Origin of the sequence: Candidatus Methylacidithermus pantelleriae, from assembly GCF_905250085.1 — a bacterium.
Taxonomy (GTDB): Bacteria; Verrucomicrobiota; Verrucomicrobiia; order Methylacidiphilales; family Methylacidiphilaceae; genus Methylacidithermus; species Methylacidithermus pantelleriae.
The window spans coordinates 23136-41373 of record NZ_CAJNOB010000011.1 but is presented as its reverse complement, the minus strand read 5'-3'; the positions used below and the strand labels follow the sequence as shown (position 1 = coordinate 41373).

The window sequence follows — 18238 nt, the reverse complement described above, 5'->3', positions numbered from 1 at the left end:
CCCTTCGCTCGTCGGGTTCGGGGCCTCCGTCTTGTTTCATCCAGGAGGATGGGTAGGCTGCATCGGGCGTCTGTGCCTCGTCGGAGGGTATTTCGAGTGACAGGGTCTTTCTTTTTTTTTCAGAAGATCTGCACCGTGTGTGGAAAGGAAATGCGAAGGATTCATAGGAAAAGGTTGGGTGAACCTTAGCGCCGATTCCGTAGAGCGCAATGTAAGATCCCGGAATCAAAAGATTCTTGCCCTTTTAACGAGGGACAAAGCAGGGAGGGACCATTGGGTCGATTCATGCTTTTCTCCACGGAAAAAAGAAGGTCCACATGCGGTCTAGCTTCCAAACCGCCTGGGCGGTCCCGAGCGGTGCACGGACCTTCTGTGACAAAGGCCTTCGACCGGGCAGAGAAGCAAACCTCCAAAGAAAAACCCGCTTTTGACCGCATCCTAGCTCAGGTAGGAAAATCCAAGGGTTCACCCAGGGCCTTCGTTCCATGGCAGGAGACTTTCGACCGACACGCGCACCCAGGAGAAAAAAAAGCGGCAGTGGGCTTGTACATGAGATATGTTTTGTGGCAACCTACACTCATAGCGGGCAAAAGTCGCATCTTTCACCACCGAAAATCCATGAATCCACACTCCGTAGAGAACTTCTGGGCCAGTCCTAGCGTAAGAAGAACGCTCTACCTCCTGCCGCCAGCGATCTTTCTTTCGGCTTGGATATGCCCTTTTTTTGGTATCGCGATGGAAAACGCTGCCATTGCCCTCTGCAGTCTGAACTGCCTCCTTGCGTCCTTTCAGTTGCGCCACTGGGGATTGGAGTATTGGGGTTTTGCTGAGCTGGACTATGGGGCCGGGGGCTTGGTGTGGCGAGGGTTCTTTTCCACAGGCGCGTGGGAACGTTCGCAAAGAAAATCTTCGCACTGGAAAAACGGACGCCGAAGAGGCCTTTCCTGGGGACCAGGTGGCGATCCAAGGTGGAACTAGGGAAGGACCGCCTTGGGTCTTCTGGATACCGTCGAAGTTCCGTTTCCGTCGGCGACCGAACAGGGCCGCCAGGGACAAGACGTTGATCTCGTGACGACGCGGGGGGACGATAGGGATGCCAATTGGGACTCTCACCTGTTTAAGGTTTCTTTCCGAAGAAGCCGCTTCTACGCATTTTTGTGCTCGCTCGCCGAACCTGGTCATTACCATCAGGGATGACCGACGATTTTTTCCATTGCCGGAACTTGTAAAGCACAAACTATGCCGGCTGGTTTCCCACGCGAAATGCCTTTTTTGGGAGTGGGCCTTTGAGGTTTGACCGCCTGAAGGTGCGGAAGAGGTGGTGTGGCAGTTCAAGGGAAGGCAGTTCCGGGATATGGACCAGGAGTAAGGAACACGGTAGACTGGCCTTCAGTCAAAAGAGGAAGGGAGATAAGACCCGGGTGGAAGAGATGCTCATCTCACAATGGAAGGTCAGGCGCTTGGCTTATTATCCAGTAGCGCCAAAACGGCCGGGCTGCCATTCCAAGTCGCGCAAAAGATATGGGCGTGCAGGAAGCCAGTGGTGGACGGCTGCATCAAGGGAAGAAACATCCACGATGGACCCAACCCCATGGTACTCGATGCGGCAACGCTTTACGGTTCGACACCCGACAGGGCAAGTCACCAGGGAAAAAGGAAGCTATTCGATTTGCGGTGAGCTAGCGGATTTTAGGAATGTTGGCGAGGAGTAGGAGCGGTCCCGCGGGAGTTGCCCGCCACCTTTTCCGGTAGAATGGGGTCAGGTGATGGTAACGTTGAGCCAAGGCGAGTTCTCTTGCGCGAACAGCGTTTCTCATGCCTCAAAGCCTGCTGTTGAATCCCACAGACCTACCCATGCACCCAGCCGTTCTGGGAGACATCTCTGAAGTGGCAGCTACTTTCCGATTCCTTTTCCTATTGCCGTCTGAGCGGGCTGAAGCAGCGGTGAGGGGATAGCTCTTTTGGCCTCGGGGGCTTTCAAGCAATGGTTCGATGTCTTGAGCCTTGCCTAGAGGCGGCGGAAAGTGCTCAAGGAGTGGAAAAGCGTCCGTTGCCCGTTGCCGCACGCTGGCTCTGTTGGTGCCGGATTGGGAAAAGCTGATCGAAAGAAAGGCGGTTCGTTGCGTTCTGCCGATGGGGTGTGTTGGATCCAATGCTTGGCTCGTCGTCTCAAAAGCTCAATGGGGGAGTGGTTGTATTCCCTCCAGGATGCCCGGCGCCGCTGCGCTGGGTTTGCTTAAGGAAGCGGGCTTCCTTTGAGTTCTTTTTCCTTTTTGGCAAACGAATGGCAGTAAGCTCTCTCGCTTTTCAGAGACCCTCTCCAAGAGTTTCGAAGATCGGCTGGCAGCGATTATGTTAGTTCGGCTGTGAGAGAGTTGCCTCAAGATTCCTCGGCCAGAAGCTCGACCAAAAGAATCTGTTGGGTTCTTACGCTCTCGCCTTTCCAACGAGACTTTACCTCCTTTTTGGAGCAGCTTCGAAAGACGCTTGGCGACGGTCATCGGGTGTTTGTTTACTGTCTGGATGAGGGGGTACGAGCCGGAGAGATCCTCGTGGAGGAGGCGAAACGCTGGCCGGGATTACGAATTGCTGTGTGCGCATATGGGGCCAGTCGCCGTAGGCTCCCTCCCCAACCGGGGGTTCTGTACGCAGGCTTAGGGACGCTGGCTCAATGGATCCTGTCTACCGAGGAATGCCGGGCTGATGGAGGGGATGCCGAAAGGGGCCAACAAAGGGTCTAGCCCGGCAAAAGGGCAAGTGCGTCCTCGGATCCCAAAAGGGTCCCTCGGTTTATCGATTCAAGCTCCAGGCTATACCGGGAGGTAGAATCATCTTAGTGGGAGCCTGACGCCAGGCATTCAGGGAAAAGATGGGCTACGGAAACGGGACATGCCATCGAAAAGAGCGTGGGTCAAAAGTCCGGCAAGATCTCTGGAAGAAAGTCGGGGGCGCCGCGAGAGGGTGTCAAATTGTTGATCCACAATCTTTTCCAAAATCTTCCGGCCGCCCAGGCAGGTAAGACGGATCTCCAAGGAAAGTGGCCAAGGAAGTGCTTGGGGCAATGGTTCTCCCCGGGCAAAGAGAAGGATCGTTCGTTCCACCTGGAGAGCAAGCAACTTCCGTAGACCTGGGGTAGCAACTCCCGCACGAAGTTCGCTCTCGGCAACGTCAAACTCCTCCATCTCCTGGCGAGGGAGATAGATTCGATCTTTGCGAATATCGATGGCCAAGTCTTGCCAGAAGTTCGTGAGTTGAAGAGCAGTACAAATGGCATCGGACTCTTCCAGAAGCGGAACATCCCGAATGCCGTGAACCAAAAGGACAAGGCGGCCAATTGGGTTGGCGCTTCTGCGGCAGTAATCCAAGACCTCGGCAAAGTTTTCATAACGTCGTTTCTGGACGTCCTGGCGGAAGGCGCTCAGCAAATCGAGGAAAAGGCCCAAAGGGAGCTTGCACTGAGCGATCGTGTGGGTAAGGGCAACAACGACGGGATGGTCGGGAAATGCTTCAGGATAAAAAAGGGCCTCCTCCCACTGGTCCAAGCGACGGAGCCTTTCGTTTGAGGTTAGCTGCCGGAGTTGACCGTCGCCAAAATCATAGGGTAGGTCGTACCCTTCGTCTGCAAGATCGTCGGCCAGGCGAGCAAAGGCATAGATGGCGTGGATGTGGGGAGCAAATTCCTTGCGGACGAAGCGTCCGACGGGGAAATTCTCGTAATGTTTCCGGGCCAAGACGGTGCATTGTCGGTACGCAACTGCCAGATCCATAGTGCGCCCTTCATTCTAAGAAACTCTGTCGATCTGGCAATGCGCAAGGGTTGCCAGCGGAGAGGGTTTTGCCATACAATTTCCCAACGGAGGCGGGTAAGGGAGGGAAACCCATCGCCGGGAGATGGGGCTTCAAGCTCCATGGCGAGCCATTGCGTTGTGTTTCCTTATGCGGTCTTCCGAACAAGCCAGGAGGTATTTTGGGCTTACCGGGGGGATTGCCTGCGGAAAAACGACGGTGGCAGCTTGCTTGTCCGCTCGAGGCTGGGGACGCATTGATTGTGATCGGATTGCCCATGAACTTCTTCGGCCCGGGGCGGAAAACTGGCAAAAGGTCGTTGACGAATTTGGGGAGAAGGTATTAACTGCTACTGGAGAGATTGACCGGAGGAGCTTGGCGAAGGTAGTCTTTGCTAGGCCCGAACTTCTTCAGAAACTTAACTCCATTACTCACCCGGCGATTCGCAGGTGCTGGCTTCGGGAGAAGGAGCAGTTCGAAAGGCAATTCCCTGAAAGGAATTTGGCGGTAGAGGTCCCCCTGCTTTTTGAGCTTGGCTTGGAAGGGGAATTTGACGAGGTGATCTGTGTGGCTTGTAGTTCTTCTACCCAGCGCAAGCGGTTGCTCGCGCGGGGGTGGGAAAGTTGGGAGGTGGAGGCTCGCTTAGCCTCCCAGTTTCCTTTGGAAGAAAAGATCGCCAGAAGCGACCGGGTGATCTGGAATGAGGGAACGATGGTTTGCTTGGAACGGCAGCTGGATTTTCTCTCGTAGGAGAGTGTTTCGCGATTTTCTCTTTCTCGATGGGGGAAGAAGCGGGTTTTTCCATGGTGGGCGTTTTCCGTGCAACTGGGGAGAGGTTTTTATCCGTTAGGGGGTTCGTGTGGATGGCTTAGGCCCGAAAAGCTTTTATGAAAGCACAGAGGAAAGGCAGTTCTATGCAGGAGGGTCAAGGAGAACTCGAGGTTGGTTCTGGGCGTGAGCTGAGCAAAGAGGGGGCTCTTTCCCCTAGCCCTGAAACAGGGGTGCAGGGGATGGGTGGCTCCCTTGGGGCCAATGCTGGAGGCCTGTCGGAAGCCCAGAAGGGAGCGCTTGCAGCTAACGACGGCAATTCTCCGGCGGGGGCTGTGGAGGTTAGCGGGGGACCAGCTCTTGATCTGGGGGCGTTGCAAAGACTTTCGTTTGGCGAGCTACAAAAGAAAGCCGCGGAGTATCAGATTGAAAACCCAGGGCTTCTTCGGAAACACGAGCTGATTTTTGAAATTCTCCGGCGGCATGCTCAGCGCAATGGGGCCATTTGGGGAGAGGGGGTCTTAGAGATTCTTCAGGAGGGGTACGGGTTTCTGCGGTCGCCACATTATAATTATTTTCCCTGCCCGGAGGATATCTACGTCTCTCCTTCTCTCATTCGTCGCTATGGGCTTAAGAAGGGCAATTTAGTTTCTGGTCCGATTCGTCCTCCGAAGGACAAAGAGCGCTATTTTTCGCTGTTGCAGGTGGACAAAGTCGAGGGGGATGATCCGGAAAAAGTTCGCGGCCGGATCTTCTTTGATAATCTCACCCCTCTATTCCCCAATCGGCGCATCTTTCTTGAAGGCAAGTCTGGAGATCTTTCCATGCGGGTGGTGGATCTTGTAGCGCCGATTGGATTTGGGCAGCGCGGACTTATCGTAGCGCCGCCACGGACCGGGAAAACAGTCCTTCTTCAAAAGATTGCCAATGCGATCGCTGAAAACCATCCGGATGCTTATCTCATTGTGCTCCTGATCGACGAGCGTCCGGAGGAGGTTACCGACATGGAACGGTCGGTTAGGGCGGAGGTCATCAGCTCAACATTCGACGAAACTCCAGAACGCCATGTGCAAGTGGCTGAAATGGTGATTGAGCGAGCCAAGCGGCTGGCCGAAACCAGGGTGGATGTGGTCATCCTGTTGGATTCTCTCACCCGGCTGGCTCGTGCCTACAACACGCTCCAGCCTCATAGTGGCAAAATCCTCACGGGCGGGGTCGATGCCAACGCGCTCCACAAACCCAGGCGCTTTTTCGCGACTGCTCGGAACCTGGAGGAGGGAGGTAGTGTTACCATCCTGGCGACGGCCCTTATCGACACGGGTTCGAAGATGGATGAGGTCATTTTCGAGGAGTTTAAGGGAACGGGCAATATGGAGATCCACCTGGATCGGGCCCTTGTGGATCGGAGAATCTATCCCGCGATTAATATCCCCAAGTCTGGGACCCGAAAGGAAGAGCTTCTCTACCATCCGGATGAGCTTCCCAGGATTCATATGCTACGGCGAGCCCTGACCTCGGTTCCCCCGGTGGAAGCCATGGAGCTTTTGCTGGAGAAACTAAAGAAGACCCGGAATAATGTAGAGTTTTTGCTTTCCCTCAACCTGAAGGAATAAGCAAGAGCAACCGGGATGTTTCCAGAGTTGCGTGGGGCTCCGGGAGTGCATGTGTCGAGGAGGTAACGTTTCCTCGCACGAGCCCTTCTTTTCGGCAGGGCAAAAGATCGCTCGCTTGAGCTTGACGCTTGGCGGGTGGTGCGCCTAGATCCTCTCGGTAGCGTGAAAGTTCTTGTCACGGGGGGTGCTGGGTATATTGGGAGCGTCTGTGTGGAAGTGCTCCTCGACCACGGGATGGAGGTTGGTGTGGTCGATGATCTTTCCGAGGGTCATCGAGAAGCCGTCGATCCGAGAGCGTCATTTTTCCAAGGAAATCTCCTCGACGTGGAGTTTGTCCGAGACGTTTTGACTGGGTTCCAACCGGATGCTGTTGTCCATCTGGCGGCAAAAGCTCTCGTTGAGGAATCGATGCGGGACCCGGGAAGCTATTTTACTGGCAATGTCTCAGCGGGTCTTTCTTTACTGGAGGCGATGTGCCAGGCCGGTGTGTCCAAGATGATCTACTCCTCCACGTGCGCGGTGTATGGGCTGCCGGAAAGAATCCCTATCGATGAGCGAGTTCCCCCCAACCCGGTTAACCCTTACGGTGCCTCCAAACTCATGTTCGAACAAATTTTACAGTGGTATGAAAAGGTCTACGGGTTATGCTACGTCTCGTTGCGGTACTTCAATGCGGCCGGAGCTTCCGCGCGTTTTGGTGAGGATCACCGTAACGAAACCCACTTGATTCCTCGGGTTCTTCAGGTGGCTCTGGGTCTTCGCAACTGCGTGGAGGTGTATGGAAAGGATCACCCAACGCTGGATGGAACCTGCATTCGGGATTATGTGCATGTGCTGGATTTGGCCGAGGCCCATCGTTTCGCCCTACAGTGCGACAAGAGCCGTTGCTACAACTTGGGTACGGGAAGCGGCTATTCGGTCCTTCAAGTGATTGAAGCCGCTCGAAGAGTAACCGGCCATCCCATTCCTTTGGCATTTCGTCCTAAGCGAGCTGGGGATCCCCCGAGGCTTGTGGCCAGTTCGGGACGGATCGCGCGAGAACTGGGCTGGAAACCCGCCTTTACCCGGCTCGAAGAGATCATTGATACGGCTTGGCAATGGCACAAGGCTCATCCTGCCGGATACCAAGGAGAGGGGGTGAAGAAAGAGCAAACTCTTTGATCAAGGCTTCACGCTGCCGGAGTTGATCCGGATCCTTCCCATGTGAGAAGCTACCCCGGAGGAGAGATGGTCAGAGGCCCTCTGTTTCCTCTGGAAGAGAGCGTTCTTCGGGTAAAAGATGTTGGGATTGAAGCTCCTGGAGGATGCGGAGCACCCGATCGCCTCGGGCAAGGGAATCATCCAGCCGGAAGGTCAACCGGGGTGTAAACTTCGCTCCCAGCTTCCTCCCGATCGCCGTTTGCCACTCTTTCCGATGCTCGTTAAGGACGTCTAGAACTCGGCCAGAGCTTTCCTCGTTTTCCCAAAGACTAATAAAAACCGACGCCTCCTTAAGGTCGGAACTTGTGGTCACTTCCGAAATGGTGATCATTACCCCCTCAAGCTCGGTCTCCCTTTGAAAAAGGCCACAGAGTTCCCTTCGAATCACCTCGCTGACCCGGACCGTTCGGGGGATATGAGTCATGGTCACCCACCTCCTTTTCTCCTTGCCCCTGATGCTGAGGGAACCAGCTCTTACCTGAGGCAATTTACAGGCTTTGGGGAACCTTTTCCAACTGGTAACACTCGATGCGATCGCCTTCTTCGAATTGGTTAAAATCGCTCAATCGCAACCCGCATTCCATTCCGGCCCGTACCTCTGCGACCTCGTCCTGGAAGCGTTTGAGCGTCAGAATCGTTCCGTCATAAACGGGCTGACGTTTGCGCAAAACCCGAGCCCGAGCGTTGTGGACAAGCCGCCCGCTTTCCACAAAACATCCAGCTACCGTATATTTGCTCAAAGCAAACACCTTTTTCACGACAGCCACACCCAGGATGGTTTCCCGGAGTTCCGGCTCGAGAAGCCCTTGCATCGCTTCCCGCACTTGATCCACCAGTTCGTAAATGATGCCAAAGAGCTTGATCTGAACGCCTTCCCGTTTGGCCGCGGCTACTGCGGCACCGTCCGTTCTTGTGTGAAATCCGATGACGATTCCCTGGGATGCCTTGGCCAAAAGAATATCCGATTCGCTCACCGGGCCAACGCCTGCGTGCACGATTTCCAATTGGACTTTGTCTTGGGGCAATTTCCGTAGCTGCTCGCTCAAGGCTTCCAACGAACCCTGGGTGTCGGCTTTGAGTACCAAGGAAAGGGTTTTCTTTTGGTCTTCTGCAATCGCCGCAAAGAGGTTCTCCAGGGTGATTTTGGGAGGGGACTCGGCCTTGGTCCGCTTGAGTTCCTCTAACCTCGCTTCGGCCATTTCTCGGATCTTGCGTTCGTCCTTGTCGGTGAGGAGCTCCTCGCCGGGCTGCGGGAGTCCGTCAAGCCCTACGATCCGAACCGGATACCCGGGGTACACTTCCTTTACCTGCCTTCCCATGTCGTCAATCAGCGCCCGCACGCGTCCCCAGTGATGCCCGCAAAGGGCCACATCCCCGACTCGAAGACACCCCGATTGGACAATGACCGTTGCTGTTGGGCCTCGCCCAGTCTCCATCTGGGATTCAATCACTCGAGCCTTTGCTGGGCCTTTGACATTGGCCCGAAGCTCCATGACCTCCGCCTGCAAAAGGATAAGATCCAAAAGATCCTCAATCCCTTTCTTTTTCAGCGCCGAGACCTCGCAAACAATGGTGTCCCCTCCGAACTCCTCGGGAACCAGCCCATACTCTTGAAGCTGGGTTTTGACGCGTAGCGGGTTAGCCGTGGGGAGGTCGATTTTGTTAATCGCCACCAGAATAGGAACTTTAGCAGCCTTTGCGTGATGAATGGCTTCGACCGTCTGGGGCATTACCCCATCATCGGCCGCTACCACCAGCACCACGATATCTGTTACCTGGGCTCCCCGAGCCCGCATCGCCGTAAAAGCTTCGTGTCCTGGGGTGTCAATAAACGTGATGGTGCGACCCTGGCGTTGGACCGTGTAGGCACCGATATGCTGGGTGATGCCCCCGACTTCCCCCTGAGCTACTCGACTGGATCGGATGGCGTCCAAGAGAGAAGTCTTCCCGTGGTCTACATGACCCATGAAAGTGACCACGGGCGGCCGGGGGCGCACGTCTTGCGAAGGCGCCGCGGGAGGTTGGATCGTGGGCTTGGTCTCCTTGGGGATAGGTGAGGGGTGCCGCTCTCGTTTTTCGGTTACGATCGTATATCCGAGCTTGGCACAAACTTTCCGGATCGCTTCCTCGTCCAACACCTGGGTCAGGGTCGCAAAAATGTTGAGCTCCATGAGGTGGTGGATGAGCTGGAAGGGTTTCAAACCCAGCTGGGCCGCAAATTCCTTGACCGGCAGGGGGCCTTTGAGCACGAACGTTTTGGCCGGGGATGCTTCCCGTTGGGGTTGCGGGAATAGGGGTTCGTTTCCCGAGGAGGGTTTTTCCTCCGGGCGCGCAGCAGAAACTGAGGCATTTTCCTTTTTTCCCTTCCCGGTCACGGGGCTAGAAAGCGGCTGAGTTTTCACCGATTCACCAAGGGTACCCATAACCGATTTACCCAAAGGCCTCTGGTTTCCTTTCACTGCGAAAGGTTACGAGTTTGAAAGCTCCGCTTTTCGGACCACGGCCCCTCGAATTTTCTGGATCAACGCGGGATCCAAGGAGGGGACTGCCGCCGCCAGGTCCTCTTCGTCGGCTTCGGCAATGGCCTCAGGGCTGACAAAACCCGCTCTTACCAAAACTTCTGCGATCCCTGGCTCGATGTTGAGGGCTTGAGCCAGCTCCTCAGCAGCTCGGGCCAATTGCGCTGCAAAACTTTCTTCCGCGGTTTGCTGCCGGACAATATCGATCTGCCACCCGACGATTTTGGTGGCAAGCCAGGCATTTTTCCCTTTCCTCCCGAGCGCCAGGGAATAATTTTCCTCGTCCACCGTCACCCGTAACCGGCGCTCTTCGGGAAAGAGCTCGATTTTTTTAAGCCGAGCAGGCTTCAGAGCCTCGATGGCTAGTTCCTCTATGTTGGGCGACCAGCGGAAGATATCAATCTTTTCGTTGTTCAATTCCCGGACAATATTCTTGACTCGTGCCCCCCGGACCCCGACGCAGGCTCCGACCGGATCGACCTTGGGCTTGGAGGACCAGACCGCAATTTTCGTCCGGTAACCCGGTTCTCGCGCTAGGGCCTTGATTTCCACTGTTTTGTCGGCCACCTCGCTGACCTCTAGTTCGAGCAGTCGTCGAACGAAATCCGGATGGCTGCGTGAAAGGATGATTTGAGGGCCATGAGGTCCTTCTTCCACCGCCAAAACGTAGGCACGGATCCGTTCCCCTGGACTGTACTCTTCCGTGGGCACGCGCTCCCGAGCCGGCATGATGGCTTCAAATTTTCCTAGATCAATCACTACGTCAGAACGTTCAAACCGCCGTACGGTTCCGGTAACCACATCCCCTACCCGGTCCTTGTACTCCGCAAGGATCATCTTGCGCTCGATACCCTTAATGGCCTGATTGATCGTCTGTTTAAATACTTGGGCCGCAATCCTGCCAAAATCCTTGGGCGTTACCTCGACGTCAAGAATCTCCCCCACCTGAGCGTCGGGCTTGATCTCTCGGGCTTTCGGAAGGGAGATCTGGTCATGGGGATTGATCACCCTTTCCACCACTTCCAGTCGCGCTCGGGCGCTGATTCGGCCGGTTTTGGGATGAATTTCGACCCTAAGATCCCGTGCCGGACCGAAGCTTTTTCGAGCGGCGGCCAGAAGGGCTGCCTGCATCGCCTCGATCAAGGCTTCCCGCTTGATCCCTTTTTCCTTTTCCATGTATTCCATTACGGCGACGATTTCCTGATTCATGGCAGCGCCTACCTTTTCCCTGTTTCAAAGAAAAAAGTGGAAACCCCAGGGAGTTTCCACCTTTTCGTCCAGAGGCGGGGCTTTGTTAACTATACGTTTGTCATGGGAATGGGTCAACTTGTAACCCCCTGGAACTGGAACGCCTGCCCGGACTTCCAGCCAGCTGGCTTCTCAGCGGGATCCGGCTGCCCGGTAGCCCTTTTGGCCGGTCAAGGGCTCTATCCCTTCCTTTGGGTGGAAGGAGCCCGCAAGGCAGGAGTTTCTCGTATTTATGCGGTGGGATTTGTAGGAGAGACGGACCCCAATCTTCAACAGTGCGTGGACCGCTGGGCTTGGATCCGGGTGGGCCAGTTAGGACGGCTGATCCGCCAGCTGACCCACTGGGGCGTTTCCTACGCTCTCATGGCGGGGGCGATCCGACCTCGGAATCTTTTTGATCTTCGTCCGGACCTTCGAACCCTTTGGCTTTTGTCGCAGATCAAGGAACGAAATGCGGCCACCCTTTTTGGAGCCGTTGCAAGGGAGTTAGAGAAAGCCGGCATCGTCCTTTTACCTGCTACGACGTTTTTGGAAGAATTTTTGGCGCGAGAAGGCGTAATGGCCGGACCGGCCCCCTCCCGCCGATTTCTCCGTGACGCGGAACTCGGTTTCCGGCTGGCAAAAGAGGTGGCGCGGCTGGATATTGGTCAGTCGATTGTGGTGGAAGATGGTGTTGTTTTGGCCGTGGAAGCGTGGGAAGGAACCGATGAAACCCTTCGGCGGGGAGGGGCCTTGGGGAAAAAGCGCCCGATCCTGGTAAAAGTATCCAAGCCCAACCAGGATGTTCGATTTGATGTTCCGGTCCTTGGGGAAAAGACGATCCAGATTGCAGTCCAGAGTGGGATTAAAGGAATTGTCTGCGAAGCTGGATCGACTTTACTTCTTCGTTCACTCAAAGTCTATGAACTTGCCGAAAAGTACCGGATTACGCTTTATGGGATGAGGGACAAGAGGTCGTAAGGAGCAAGGGAAACCATCTTGGCCAACGGTTTTGCCATGGAACCCGTGCGGGTTGGGGTTGTAGGGGTGGGTCATATTGGCCGGCATCACGCCCGGATCTATGCTTCCGAACCTGTGGCCGAGCTGGTTGGCGTGTATGACATCGACCCAGAGCGTAGCCGGGAGGTAAGCCAAGGTTTGGGTGCTCGTTCGTTCGATTCGCTCGAGGAGCTGGCGGCCGAAACGGAAGCGGTTAGTGTGGCCACCCCAACAGCAGCCCATTTCCCCGTAGCGCTCTTTCTCTTAGAACAGGGACGGCATGTTTTGGTGGAAAAACCCATTTCTGAGAGTCTTTCCCACGCCCGGAAGCTCCTAGAAACCGCACAACGCAAGGGGTGCGTGCTCCAGGTGGGCCATGTCGAGCGTTTCAATCCCATCTTTGGAGTATTGAACGAGCTTCTCCGGGAACCCCGGTTCATCGAGGCTCACCGGCTTTCTCCCTATCCGGGGCGAAACACGGAGATCGGGGTTGTCTTGGACCTGATGATCCATGATCTGGACATCATTTTGCAACTGGTCCCTCATCCTGTAGCCCGTATGGAGGCGGTCGGCGTCCCCATTCTCAGCCCGACAGAGGATATCGCCAATGTGCGCTTGCGCTTTGCCAATGGGTGCATTGCCAATCTCACAACCAGTCGGGTAAGCCGGGAACGGATGCGGAAGATCCGTGTTTTCCAAAAGGATGCCTATCTTTCCTTAAACTATGAGGAGCAATCGGGGGACCTTTACCGGAAGGAACAAAACCGGATCGTTCGGGAGCCCATTCCTGTATCCAAAGAAGAGCCCTTGCGCTTGGAATTGCGTTCGTTTTTGCGGTGCGTCCGGCAACGGGGTTCTCCCGTAGTTGGTGCGAAGGAAGCGCTGGGGTCTCTCCGGCTGGCGATTGAAATCACCGAGGAAATCCAGCGAAGTTCCCCCGTTTCTTCCTAGAAAGGACGGAGTCGTGGGCCCCAAAGTCTTTCTCGTTGCTGGGGAGCCGAGCGGAGACACACACGCAGCTTCTCTCATGGAAGCTCTGCGCGGACTGTGCCCCACAATCACATTCCTGGGCGCCGGAGGCCCTCGCATGCGGGAAGCAGGTCAGGATCAGGTGGCCGACCTAGCAGGGTGTGCTGTGGTCGGCCTTTGGGAGGTCGTGCGCTACTATCCGGTGTTGCGCCGCATGTTTCACAAGCTTGTAAAGGAGGCGATCCGCCATAGGCCGGACCTTTTTGTTTTGGTGGATTATCCTGGTTTTAACTTGAGGTTTGCCCAGGCTTTGCGGCGTCTTATGCCGGAAGCAAGGATCGCCTACTACATTTCACCCCAGTTGTGGGCGTGGCGAGCGGGCCGAGCCCGGATCCTGGAGAGGACGGTAGATCTAGTGTTAGTGATTTTTCCCTTCGAGGCGACATGGTTCCAGAAACACTCTCCTCGCCTTCCCGTTGTCTGGGTGGGCCATCCCTTTGTGGATCGCTACCAGCACCTTCAAAAGATTGTGCGACCGGGGGGTCCCCTCAGGATTGCTCTCTTACCCGGTAGCCGGGTTGGAGAAATCGGCCGGCACCTTCCCCTGCTCCTCCAAGTGGCTACTGAACTCAGCCAGAAGCTCCAAAGAGTAGAGTTTGTGTGGGTTGCTCCGGATAAGCACCGCCAGCGGGCGGGTGAAAAAATCCTGGAACGCTGGAAAGCTTCACGATTGGTCCTCTACCGAGAAACAGGAGAGCTTTTTCGCTTCCTTGGGGCTTGTGATCTGGCCTTGGTGGCTTCTGGCAGTGCGTCTCTGGAATGTGCGCTGGCCACGGTTCCTCAGCTTGTTTTTTATCAAGTTCATCCGCTTACCTATTTTATTGGAAAGCTACTCGTGCGCGTGCCATATGTGAGCATGGTAAACCTGGTTGCAGGTGAGCGGATCGTACCAGAGTTCCTTCAGAATCAAGCCACGGCGGAGGTCCTTGTCCAGGCGACTCTCGAGCTTCTTGCCAATCCTACTCTTCAGGAACGGATGAAGCAAGGGATGCGGGAAGTGGGGCGAAAATTGGGCCCCCCCGGAGCCAGTCGCCGGGCGGCGCAGTGGTTATGGGAACTGGTGCAGAGTAGGGATCGGAGGAGCTTGGGCTTGCTCGTCTGCTCTCAGAAGGGATCCCAGAAGCCAGTTAGCCAGGAAGGGCTCGGGTCGTAAAAAAATGCCGGGCTTTGAAGGAGCCCCAAAAAAGCGGTGGGGCATTGGGTCCGGGCCTAGAGGAAAAGGGCTCTTTTGCCCAAGGCGGGCGCTAGTGGGTTGTGTAGGGTACTTGAAAGCGGAGCTGGGCGGGTTCGGCCCATTCGTCTTGGAGCACTCCCTCGTAGTAAATCCGAAAGACGTAGCCGTAAAATTGACCCTCTCCCCGCTGGGAGCGATCCGCCTCATAGATTGCCGAGAGAACTTCGACGCCCCCTTGGGTCCAGGTAGGCCGCGGATTTTCAAACCGGACGAGGAGTTTTGCTTTGGTCGGGACAATTCTCCCATCCGGCAATTGATCGTAGAAGTAAAGTTTCAGAGCGAGCCTTCCGGGATCAATGGGATGACCCTGGCGAGCAAGCCGGATGGGAAGATAGAGGGCAAAACGCTCTCGCAGGGCATTTTTTTCAAAAACGGAGCGTTGCACGGTTCCTACCAAAAACAAGGGACCCTGGGTTCGGTTCGATTGAGCAAGCCTTTGGGAAATCCGGTGCTTGGCCAGCCAGTAAGGATCTCCCGCAGAAGGCCCCAGTTCCACCAGGCGTTTCCAGTAAGGATCGGCCACGTCCTGGCGGTTCTCTGCTTCGGCGAGGCGCGCCAGGTTGACAAGGGTTGGGGGATCGTTGGGGTTAAGCTTTTCGGCTTCCAAAAGGGCTTTGCGTGCAAGCCCAAATTCTCCCTGCGCCTCAAACCGTAAAGCTTCTTCGTTGAGGGCTCGGATCCTCTGCTCTAGCTCCGGCGGCGGTTTGGGAGTAACGCTACCCGGGACTTGCGGGTGGGACGGCGCCCCAGGAGAGGAGTCGGGGATCGGTCTTGGCAAGCTGCGGGCAGCGAGGGAGACATTTTGTGGAAGTTCTTGTGAGGGTGGGGCATGGGTATCGATCAACACCCGGCTTCGGAACCAAAAAACGGAGTACAGGGCACCCAGTTGGAGACAAAACACAAGCAAACCCACTGCGATGATCAGAATGGGGAAGCTTCGGACAAGGGTGTGACGAGGCACCGGGTCCTGCGGTTCGATGGCTGTGGGGGGCGGCACGCCGGGAAATTGTGCCACAGGGCCGATCCCGTCCGCAAGGGAATCCTCCCGGAGAAAGTCTCGGGTTTGGGCATCAGACTGGGTCGGCTTGGGCTACATCTCTTCCAGGGGTTTGATTCCCAGGCACTCAAGTCCGATCTTTAGGCTTTGGGCAGCGATCCGGCACAACCCCAAGCGCGACAGACGCCGGGTTTCCGTATCGGCTTGGAGCACAGGGCAGGACTCATAAAACCGGTGAAAGGCTCGTGCTAGCTCGTAGAGATGATTGCACAAGAAATGGGGGCGGCTTTCTTCCATGGAGGCCCGCATGGTTTCTCCCAGGCCAAGAAGCGCTTTGGCCAGTTCCCATTCCTCGGGTTGCGGTAGCTCAATGGGGCTTTCCGAGACCGTGCCAGATTTGGCCAGGATCGAGCAAATCCGAACGTAGGCGTTGAGGAGATAGGGGGCGGTATTGCCGTCCAAGGCTAACAGTTTTTCCCACCGGAATATGTAATCAAGTTCCCGGTTCTGGGAAAGATCGGCATACTTAAGAGCTCCAATTCCCACTGTCTGAGCAATTTCCTTGCGTTTTTCTAGCGGTAGATCCGGGCGTTTTTCGGAAACCAGTTGCAAGGCTCGTGCCTCGGCTTCGTCGAGAAGTTCCCGCAACTTTAATGATGGTCCTTCTCGGGTCCGTAACGGCCTACGATCTTCTCCCAGAATGGTACCGAAGGTGATATGTTCCAGCTGCACAGGGAGCTTCAAAGCCCGAGCCACCGCGAAGAGCTGTCGGAAGTGAAGTTTCTGGCGAGCGTCGGTCACGTAGAGAATCCGTTGCGCTTGCCATTTTTCCACCCGGTAGAGCAGCGTGGCGATGTCGGTGGTGGAATAAAGGTACGCACCGTCGGATTTCTGGATGACAAAGGGGTGCTCTTTTAGTTCGGGGTCCTCGTCAAAAAAGACACAGAGAGCTCCTTGGCTCCGGCGGGCAAGTCCCTTTTCTACGAGAAGGGAGACCACTTCAGGAAGCATGTGCCGGTAGGCACTTTCTCCCATCTGGTAGTCAAAGACGACTCCAAGCCGTTCATACAACCGAGAAAGCTCCTGGAGAGAGTAGCGGCAAAATTCTTCCCACAATCGAACGTTTTCTGGGTCTCCCGTTTGAAGCCTGCGTAACTCTCCCTTGGCTTCCTCCCATACCGCGGGATCGGTTCGGGTCGCCTCGTAGATTTTCCGGTACAATTGCTCAAGGTGTTCCAGCGGGCGCTCTCGCAGCGCGTTCCAGTCTCCGGCCTTCTTAAAGCCAAGAATCACCATTCCGAATTGGGTTCCCCAATCGCCCAAGTGATTGTCCGTGATAACACGGTGACCCAAGAAGCGGCGAAGCCGTGCCAGGCAGTCGCCCAGGATGGTGCTCCGCAGGTGGCCCACGTGCATCTCCTTGGCGATGTTGGGACTGGAAAAATCGATTACGACCGTTTCCGGCCTTTCGACCCAACCGATCCCCAAGCGAGGATCTCCTTGGATGCGGGTAAGCCAACTTTGGCACCATGCTTTTCGCAAGCGGAAGTTAATAAACCCCCCGCCGGTAACGGTTGGTTCCTCGAAGAGCTCGGTGGATCCAATGGTGCGCGCGATGGTCTCGGCAACGGAAACCGGGGACTGCCGGAGTTCGCCAGCCAAAAGGAAGGCAGCATTGGTTTGGAAATCCCCAAAACGGGGGTGGGAGCAGGGTTTTACGAGGAGGGTTGCGTGGGATGGCAGGCTCCACCCCAGCTCTTGCAGGGCCGATTCCACGTACATCCGAACCGAGCTTCGGGGGCCGAGAAAGGTGCTCATGTGCCTGTACTCCCTCTCTGGGAAACACTCCTCCCAACCCATTGTCCCAAGCCAGCTACTAGCCAATGTCCCCAATAGGTGTATTGCTTCCAAAGGTGAGTGGCGAGAGACCGAGCCATGCCACCCCAGCTGACTGCGGGGTTGGTAAGAGCCAAAAACACAAGGGCCCAGAGCAGGTTAGCGCCAGCGATCAGGACCCAGGAAAAAAAGTACCCGTGTTCTTGGAAGTCGGGTTGGCATTCTTTCATCATGGAAAGGGTAAAGGAAAAGTGAAAGCCCCAGGTTAGCCCCATCCCTGCATACAGGAGCCACTGGTAGGCGCTGAGGGAATAGTAATAGTCAACAATTTTCCACAAAGCGACCCAAAGCAAGGTGTACAGAGGAATAATGTAGGGAGCCAGAGCAATGAGAACACCGGTTCGATTGGTTGTGATGGCCCCTCCGTGGCTGGAAACTCGAAAGGAATAGACTTGGGCTCCATGAAGGTAGGCCAAAAGGGCATGGGTAAGCTCGTGACCTAAGACATAGAGCCAAAAGGGGCGCGGGAGAAGAAAGTAGATAGCTAACCAGATGAGGAACCCGCTTGCAAAGGAAAGGGAAGCGAGGTTTTTCCATTGCCCGTGTCCAAGGGTTTGGCCGGTCAATTCTCCCAGTGTGGCCAGCTCGGAGGCTAGGGCTGGAAGGAGCGTCGTTGCCAAGAGATTCTTGAGCCACCGCATGCGCTTGACCGGGAATGCAGATCCGAGTAGGATGCCCATGTGCCTAACACTCGTTCGAGTGCAAAACAAGCTCGGAAAAGCCGAAAACGATACGCACGCAACCGGGCTGCTAAAGATGAGCTGCGTAAGGTTGTGCGGGTGCTAAAGGAGGCCATTGGAGCCAAGGATCAGGAAAAGGCTCGGGCGGTGTGGCCAGAGTTTGTTTCCGTAGTGGATCGCTTGGTCAAGCGGGGTCATCTTCATCGCAATGCGGCGGCTCGGCGGAAGAGCCGCATGGCGAGAGTTCTGCAAGGGCTTGGGGCGGTCTTGTGAATCTTTCCTGGACAAAG

Annotated in this window: 16 protein-coding genes; 9 read left to right on the top strand and 7 right to left on the bottom strand. The window is 55.7% G+C overall.

Annotated elements, in window-relative coordinates:
• The first annotated feature begins 1577 nt into the window (after positions 1–1577).
• Positions 1578–1712: a hypothetical protein gene (locus KK925_RS11250; RefSeq protein WP_268905628.1), complete on the top strand. Its 135-nt coding sequence runs from the start codon at positions 1578–1580 to the stop codon at positions 1710–1712.
• A 663-nt stretch (positions 1713–2375) separates the two neighbouring features.
• The gene (locus KK925_RS04100) at positions 2376–2741 is read left to right on the top strand and encodes a hypothetical protein (RefSeq protein ID WP_174583113.1); all 366 of its coding nucleotides are present in this window, start codon (positions 2376–2378) and stop codon (positions 2739–2741) included.
• A 117-nt stretch (positions 2742–2858) separates the two neighbouring features.
• Here the strand turns inward: KK925_RS04100 and hpnC are convergent, their stop codons facing one another.
• Positions 2859–3767: a squalene synthase HpnC gene (gene hpnC, locus KK925_RS04095; protein ID WP_174583112.1), complete on the bottom strand. Its 909-nt coding sequence runs from the start codon at positions 3765–3767 to the stop codon at positions 2859–2861.
• Positions 3768–3891: 124 nt separating this feature from the next.
• Between hpnC and coaE the strand changes: the two genes are divergently transcribed.
• The 3 genes from coaE (at position 3892) to galE (ending at position 7328) form a co-directional block, all read left to right on the top strand.
• Positions 3892–4536 carry a dephospho-CoA kinase gene (gene coaE, locus KK925_RS04090; RefSeq protein WP_174583111.1) on the top strand — a complete coding sequence of 215 codons (645 nt, stop codon included), beginning with the start codon at positions 3892–3894 and terminating at the stop codon, positions 4534–4536.
• 164 nt (positions 4537–4700) lie between these two features.
• Complete coding sequence (gene rho, locus KK925_RS04085) at positions 4701–6167, top strand: transcription termination factor Rho (RefSeq protein ID WP_407929037.1); 1467 nt, start codon at positions 4701–4703, stop codon at positions 6165–6167.
• A 135-nt stretch (positions 6168–6302) separates the two neighbouring features.
• On the top strand, positions 6303–7328 hold the full coding sequence (gene galE / locus KK925_RS04080; RefSeq protein ID WP_236027844.1) for a UDP-glucose 4-epimerase GalE: 1026 nt from the start codon (positions 6303–6305) through the stop codon (positions 7326–7328).
• 70 nt (positions 7329–7398) lie between these two features.
• Here galE and rbfA read toward each other — a convergent pair whose 3' ends face one another.
• The 3 genes from rbfA to nusA form a co-directional block, all read right to left on the bottom strand.
• Positions 7399–7791, bottom strand: coding sequence for a 30S ribosome-binding factor RbfA (gene rbfA, locus KK925_RS04075; protein WP_174583110.1), 393 nt, complete (start codon positions 7789–7791; stop codon positions 7399–7401).
• Positions 7792–7855: 64 nt separating this feature from the next.
• Entirely contained in the window at positions 7856–9790 is a 1935-nt protein-coding gene (gene infB, locus KK925_RS04070) for a translation initiation factor IF-2 (protein WP_174583119.1), read from the bottom strand.
• 45 nt (positions 9791–9835) lie between these two features.
• Complete coding sequence (gene nusA / locus KK925_RS04065) at positions 9836–11095, bottom strand: transcription termination factor NusA (RefSeq protein ID WP_174583109.1); 1260 nt, start codon at positions 11093–11095, stop codon at positions 9836–9838.
• Positions 11096–11131: 36 nt separating this feature from the next.
• Here nusA and KK925_RS04060 point away from each other — a divergent pair, with 36 nt between their 5' ends.
• The 3 genes from KK925_RS04060 to lpxB are packed head-to-tail and all read left to right on the top strand — an operon-like array spanning position 11132 to position 14294.
• Positions 11132–12094, top strand: a complete 963-nt coding sequence (locus tag KK925_RS04060; protein WP_236027842.1) for an LpxI family protein — start codon at positions 11132–11134, stop codon at positions 12092–12094.
• 18 nt (positions 12095–12112) lie between these two features.
• Entirely contained in the window at positions 12113–13063 is a 951-nt protein-coding gene (locus tag KK925_RS04055; protein WP_236027841.1) for a Gfo/Idh/MocA family protein, read from the top strand.
• 13 nt (positions 13064–13076) lie between these two features.
• Positions 13077–14294 carry a lipid-A-disaccharide synthase gene (gene lpxB, locus KK925_RS04050; RefSeq protein WP_174583108.1) on the top strand — a complete coding sequence of 406 codons (1218 nt, stop codon included), beginning with the start codon at positions 13077–13079 and terminating at the stop codon, positions 14292–14294.
• Positions 14295–14385: 91 nt separating this feature from the next.
• Here lpxB and KK925_RS04045 read toward each other — a convergent pair whose 3' ends face one another.
• From KK925_RS04045 to KK925_RS04035, 3 genes are all read right to left on the bottom strand, one after another.
• Positions 14386–15336 carry a tetratricopeptide repeat protein gene (locus KK925_RS04045; protein WP_214096280.1) on the bottom strand — a complete coding sequence of 317 codons (951 nt, stop codon included), beginning with the start codon at positions 15334–15336 and terminating at the stop codon, positions 14386–14388.
• Positions 15337–15465: 129 nt separating this feature from the next.
• Complete coding sequence (argS, locus tag KK925_RS04040; protein ID WP_236027840.1) at positions 15466–17190, bottom strand: arginine--tRNA ligase; 1725 nt, start codon at positions 17188–17190, stop codon at positions 15466–15468.
• Complete coding sequence (locus tag KK925_RS04035) at positions 17187–17948, bottom strand: hypothetical protein (RefSeq protein WP_174583106.1); 762 nt, start codon at positions 17946–17948, stop codon at positions 17187–17189. Before KK925_RS04035 ends, argS begins: the two co-directional genes overlap by 4 nt.
• Between KK925_RS04035 and rpsT the strand changes: the two genes are divergently transcribed.
• On the top strand, positions 17949–18221 hold the full coding sequence (gene rpsT, locus KK925_RS04030; protein WP_174583105.1) for a 30S ribosomal protein S20: 273 nt from the start codon (positions 17949–17951) through the stop codon (positions 18219–18221).
• The last annotated feature ends 17 nt before the right edge of the window (positions 18222–18238 follow it).

Excerpts from the sequence above, each read along its gene's own strand:
- KK925_RS11250 (WP_268905628.1), top strand. The coding sequence starts at position 1,578 with ATGGACCCAACCCCATGGTACTCGATGCGGCAACGCTTTACGGTTCGA.
- hpnC (WP_174583112.1), bottom strand. The coding sequence starts at position 3,767 with ATGGATCTGGCAGTTGCGTACCGACAATGCACCGTCTTGGCCCGGAAA.
- coaE (WP_174583111.1), top strand. The coding sequence starts at position 3,892 with ATGGGGCTTCAAGCTCCATGGCGAGCCATTGCGTTGTGTTTCCTTATG.
- rho (WP_407929037.1), top strand. The coding sequence starts at position 4,701 with ATGCAGGAGGGTCAAGGAGAACTCGAGGTTGGTTCTGGGCGTGAGCTG.
- rbfA (WP_174583110.1), bottom strand. The coding sequence starts at position 7,791 with ATGACTCATATCCCCCGAACGGTCCGGGTCAGCGAGGTGATTCGAAGG.
- infB (WP_174583119.1), bottom strand. The coding sequence starts at position 9,790 with ATGGGTACCCTTGGTGAATCGGTGAAAACTCAGCCGCTTTCTAGCCCC.
- nusA (WP_174583109.1), bottom strand. The coding sequence starts at position 11,095 with ATGAATCAGGAAATCGTCGCCGTAATGGAATACATGGAAAAGGAAAAA.
- argS (WP_236027840.1), bottom strand. The coding sequence starts at position 17,190 with ATGAGCACCTTTCTCGGCCCCCGAAGCTCGGTTCGGATGTACGTGGAA.
- KK925_RS04035 (WP_174583106.1), bottom strand. The coding sequence starts at position 17,948 with ATGGGCATCCTACTCGGATCTGCATTCCCGGTCAAGCGCATGCGGTGG.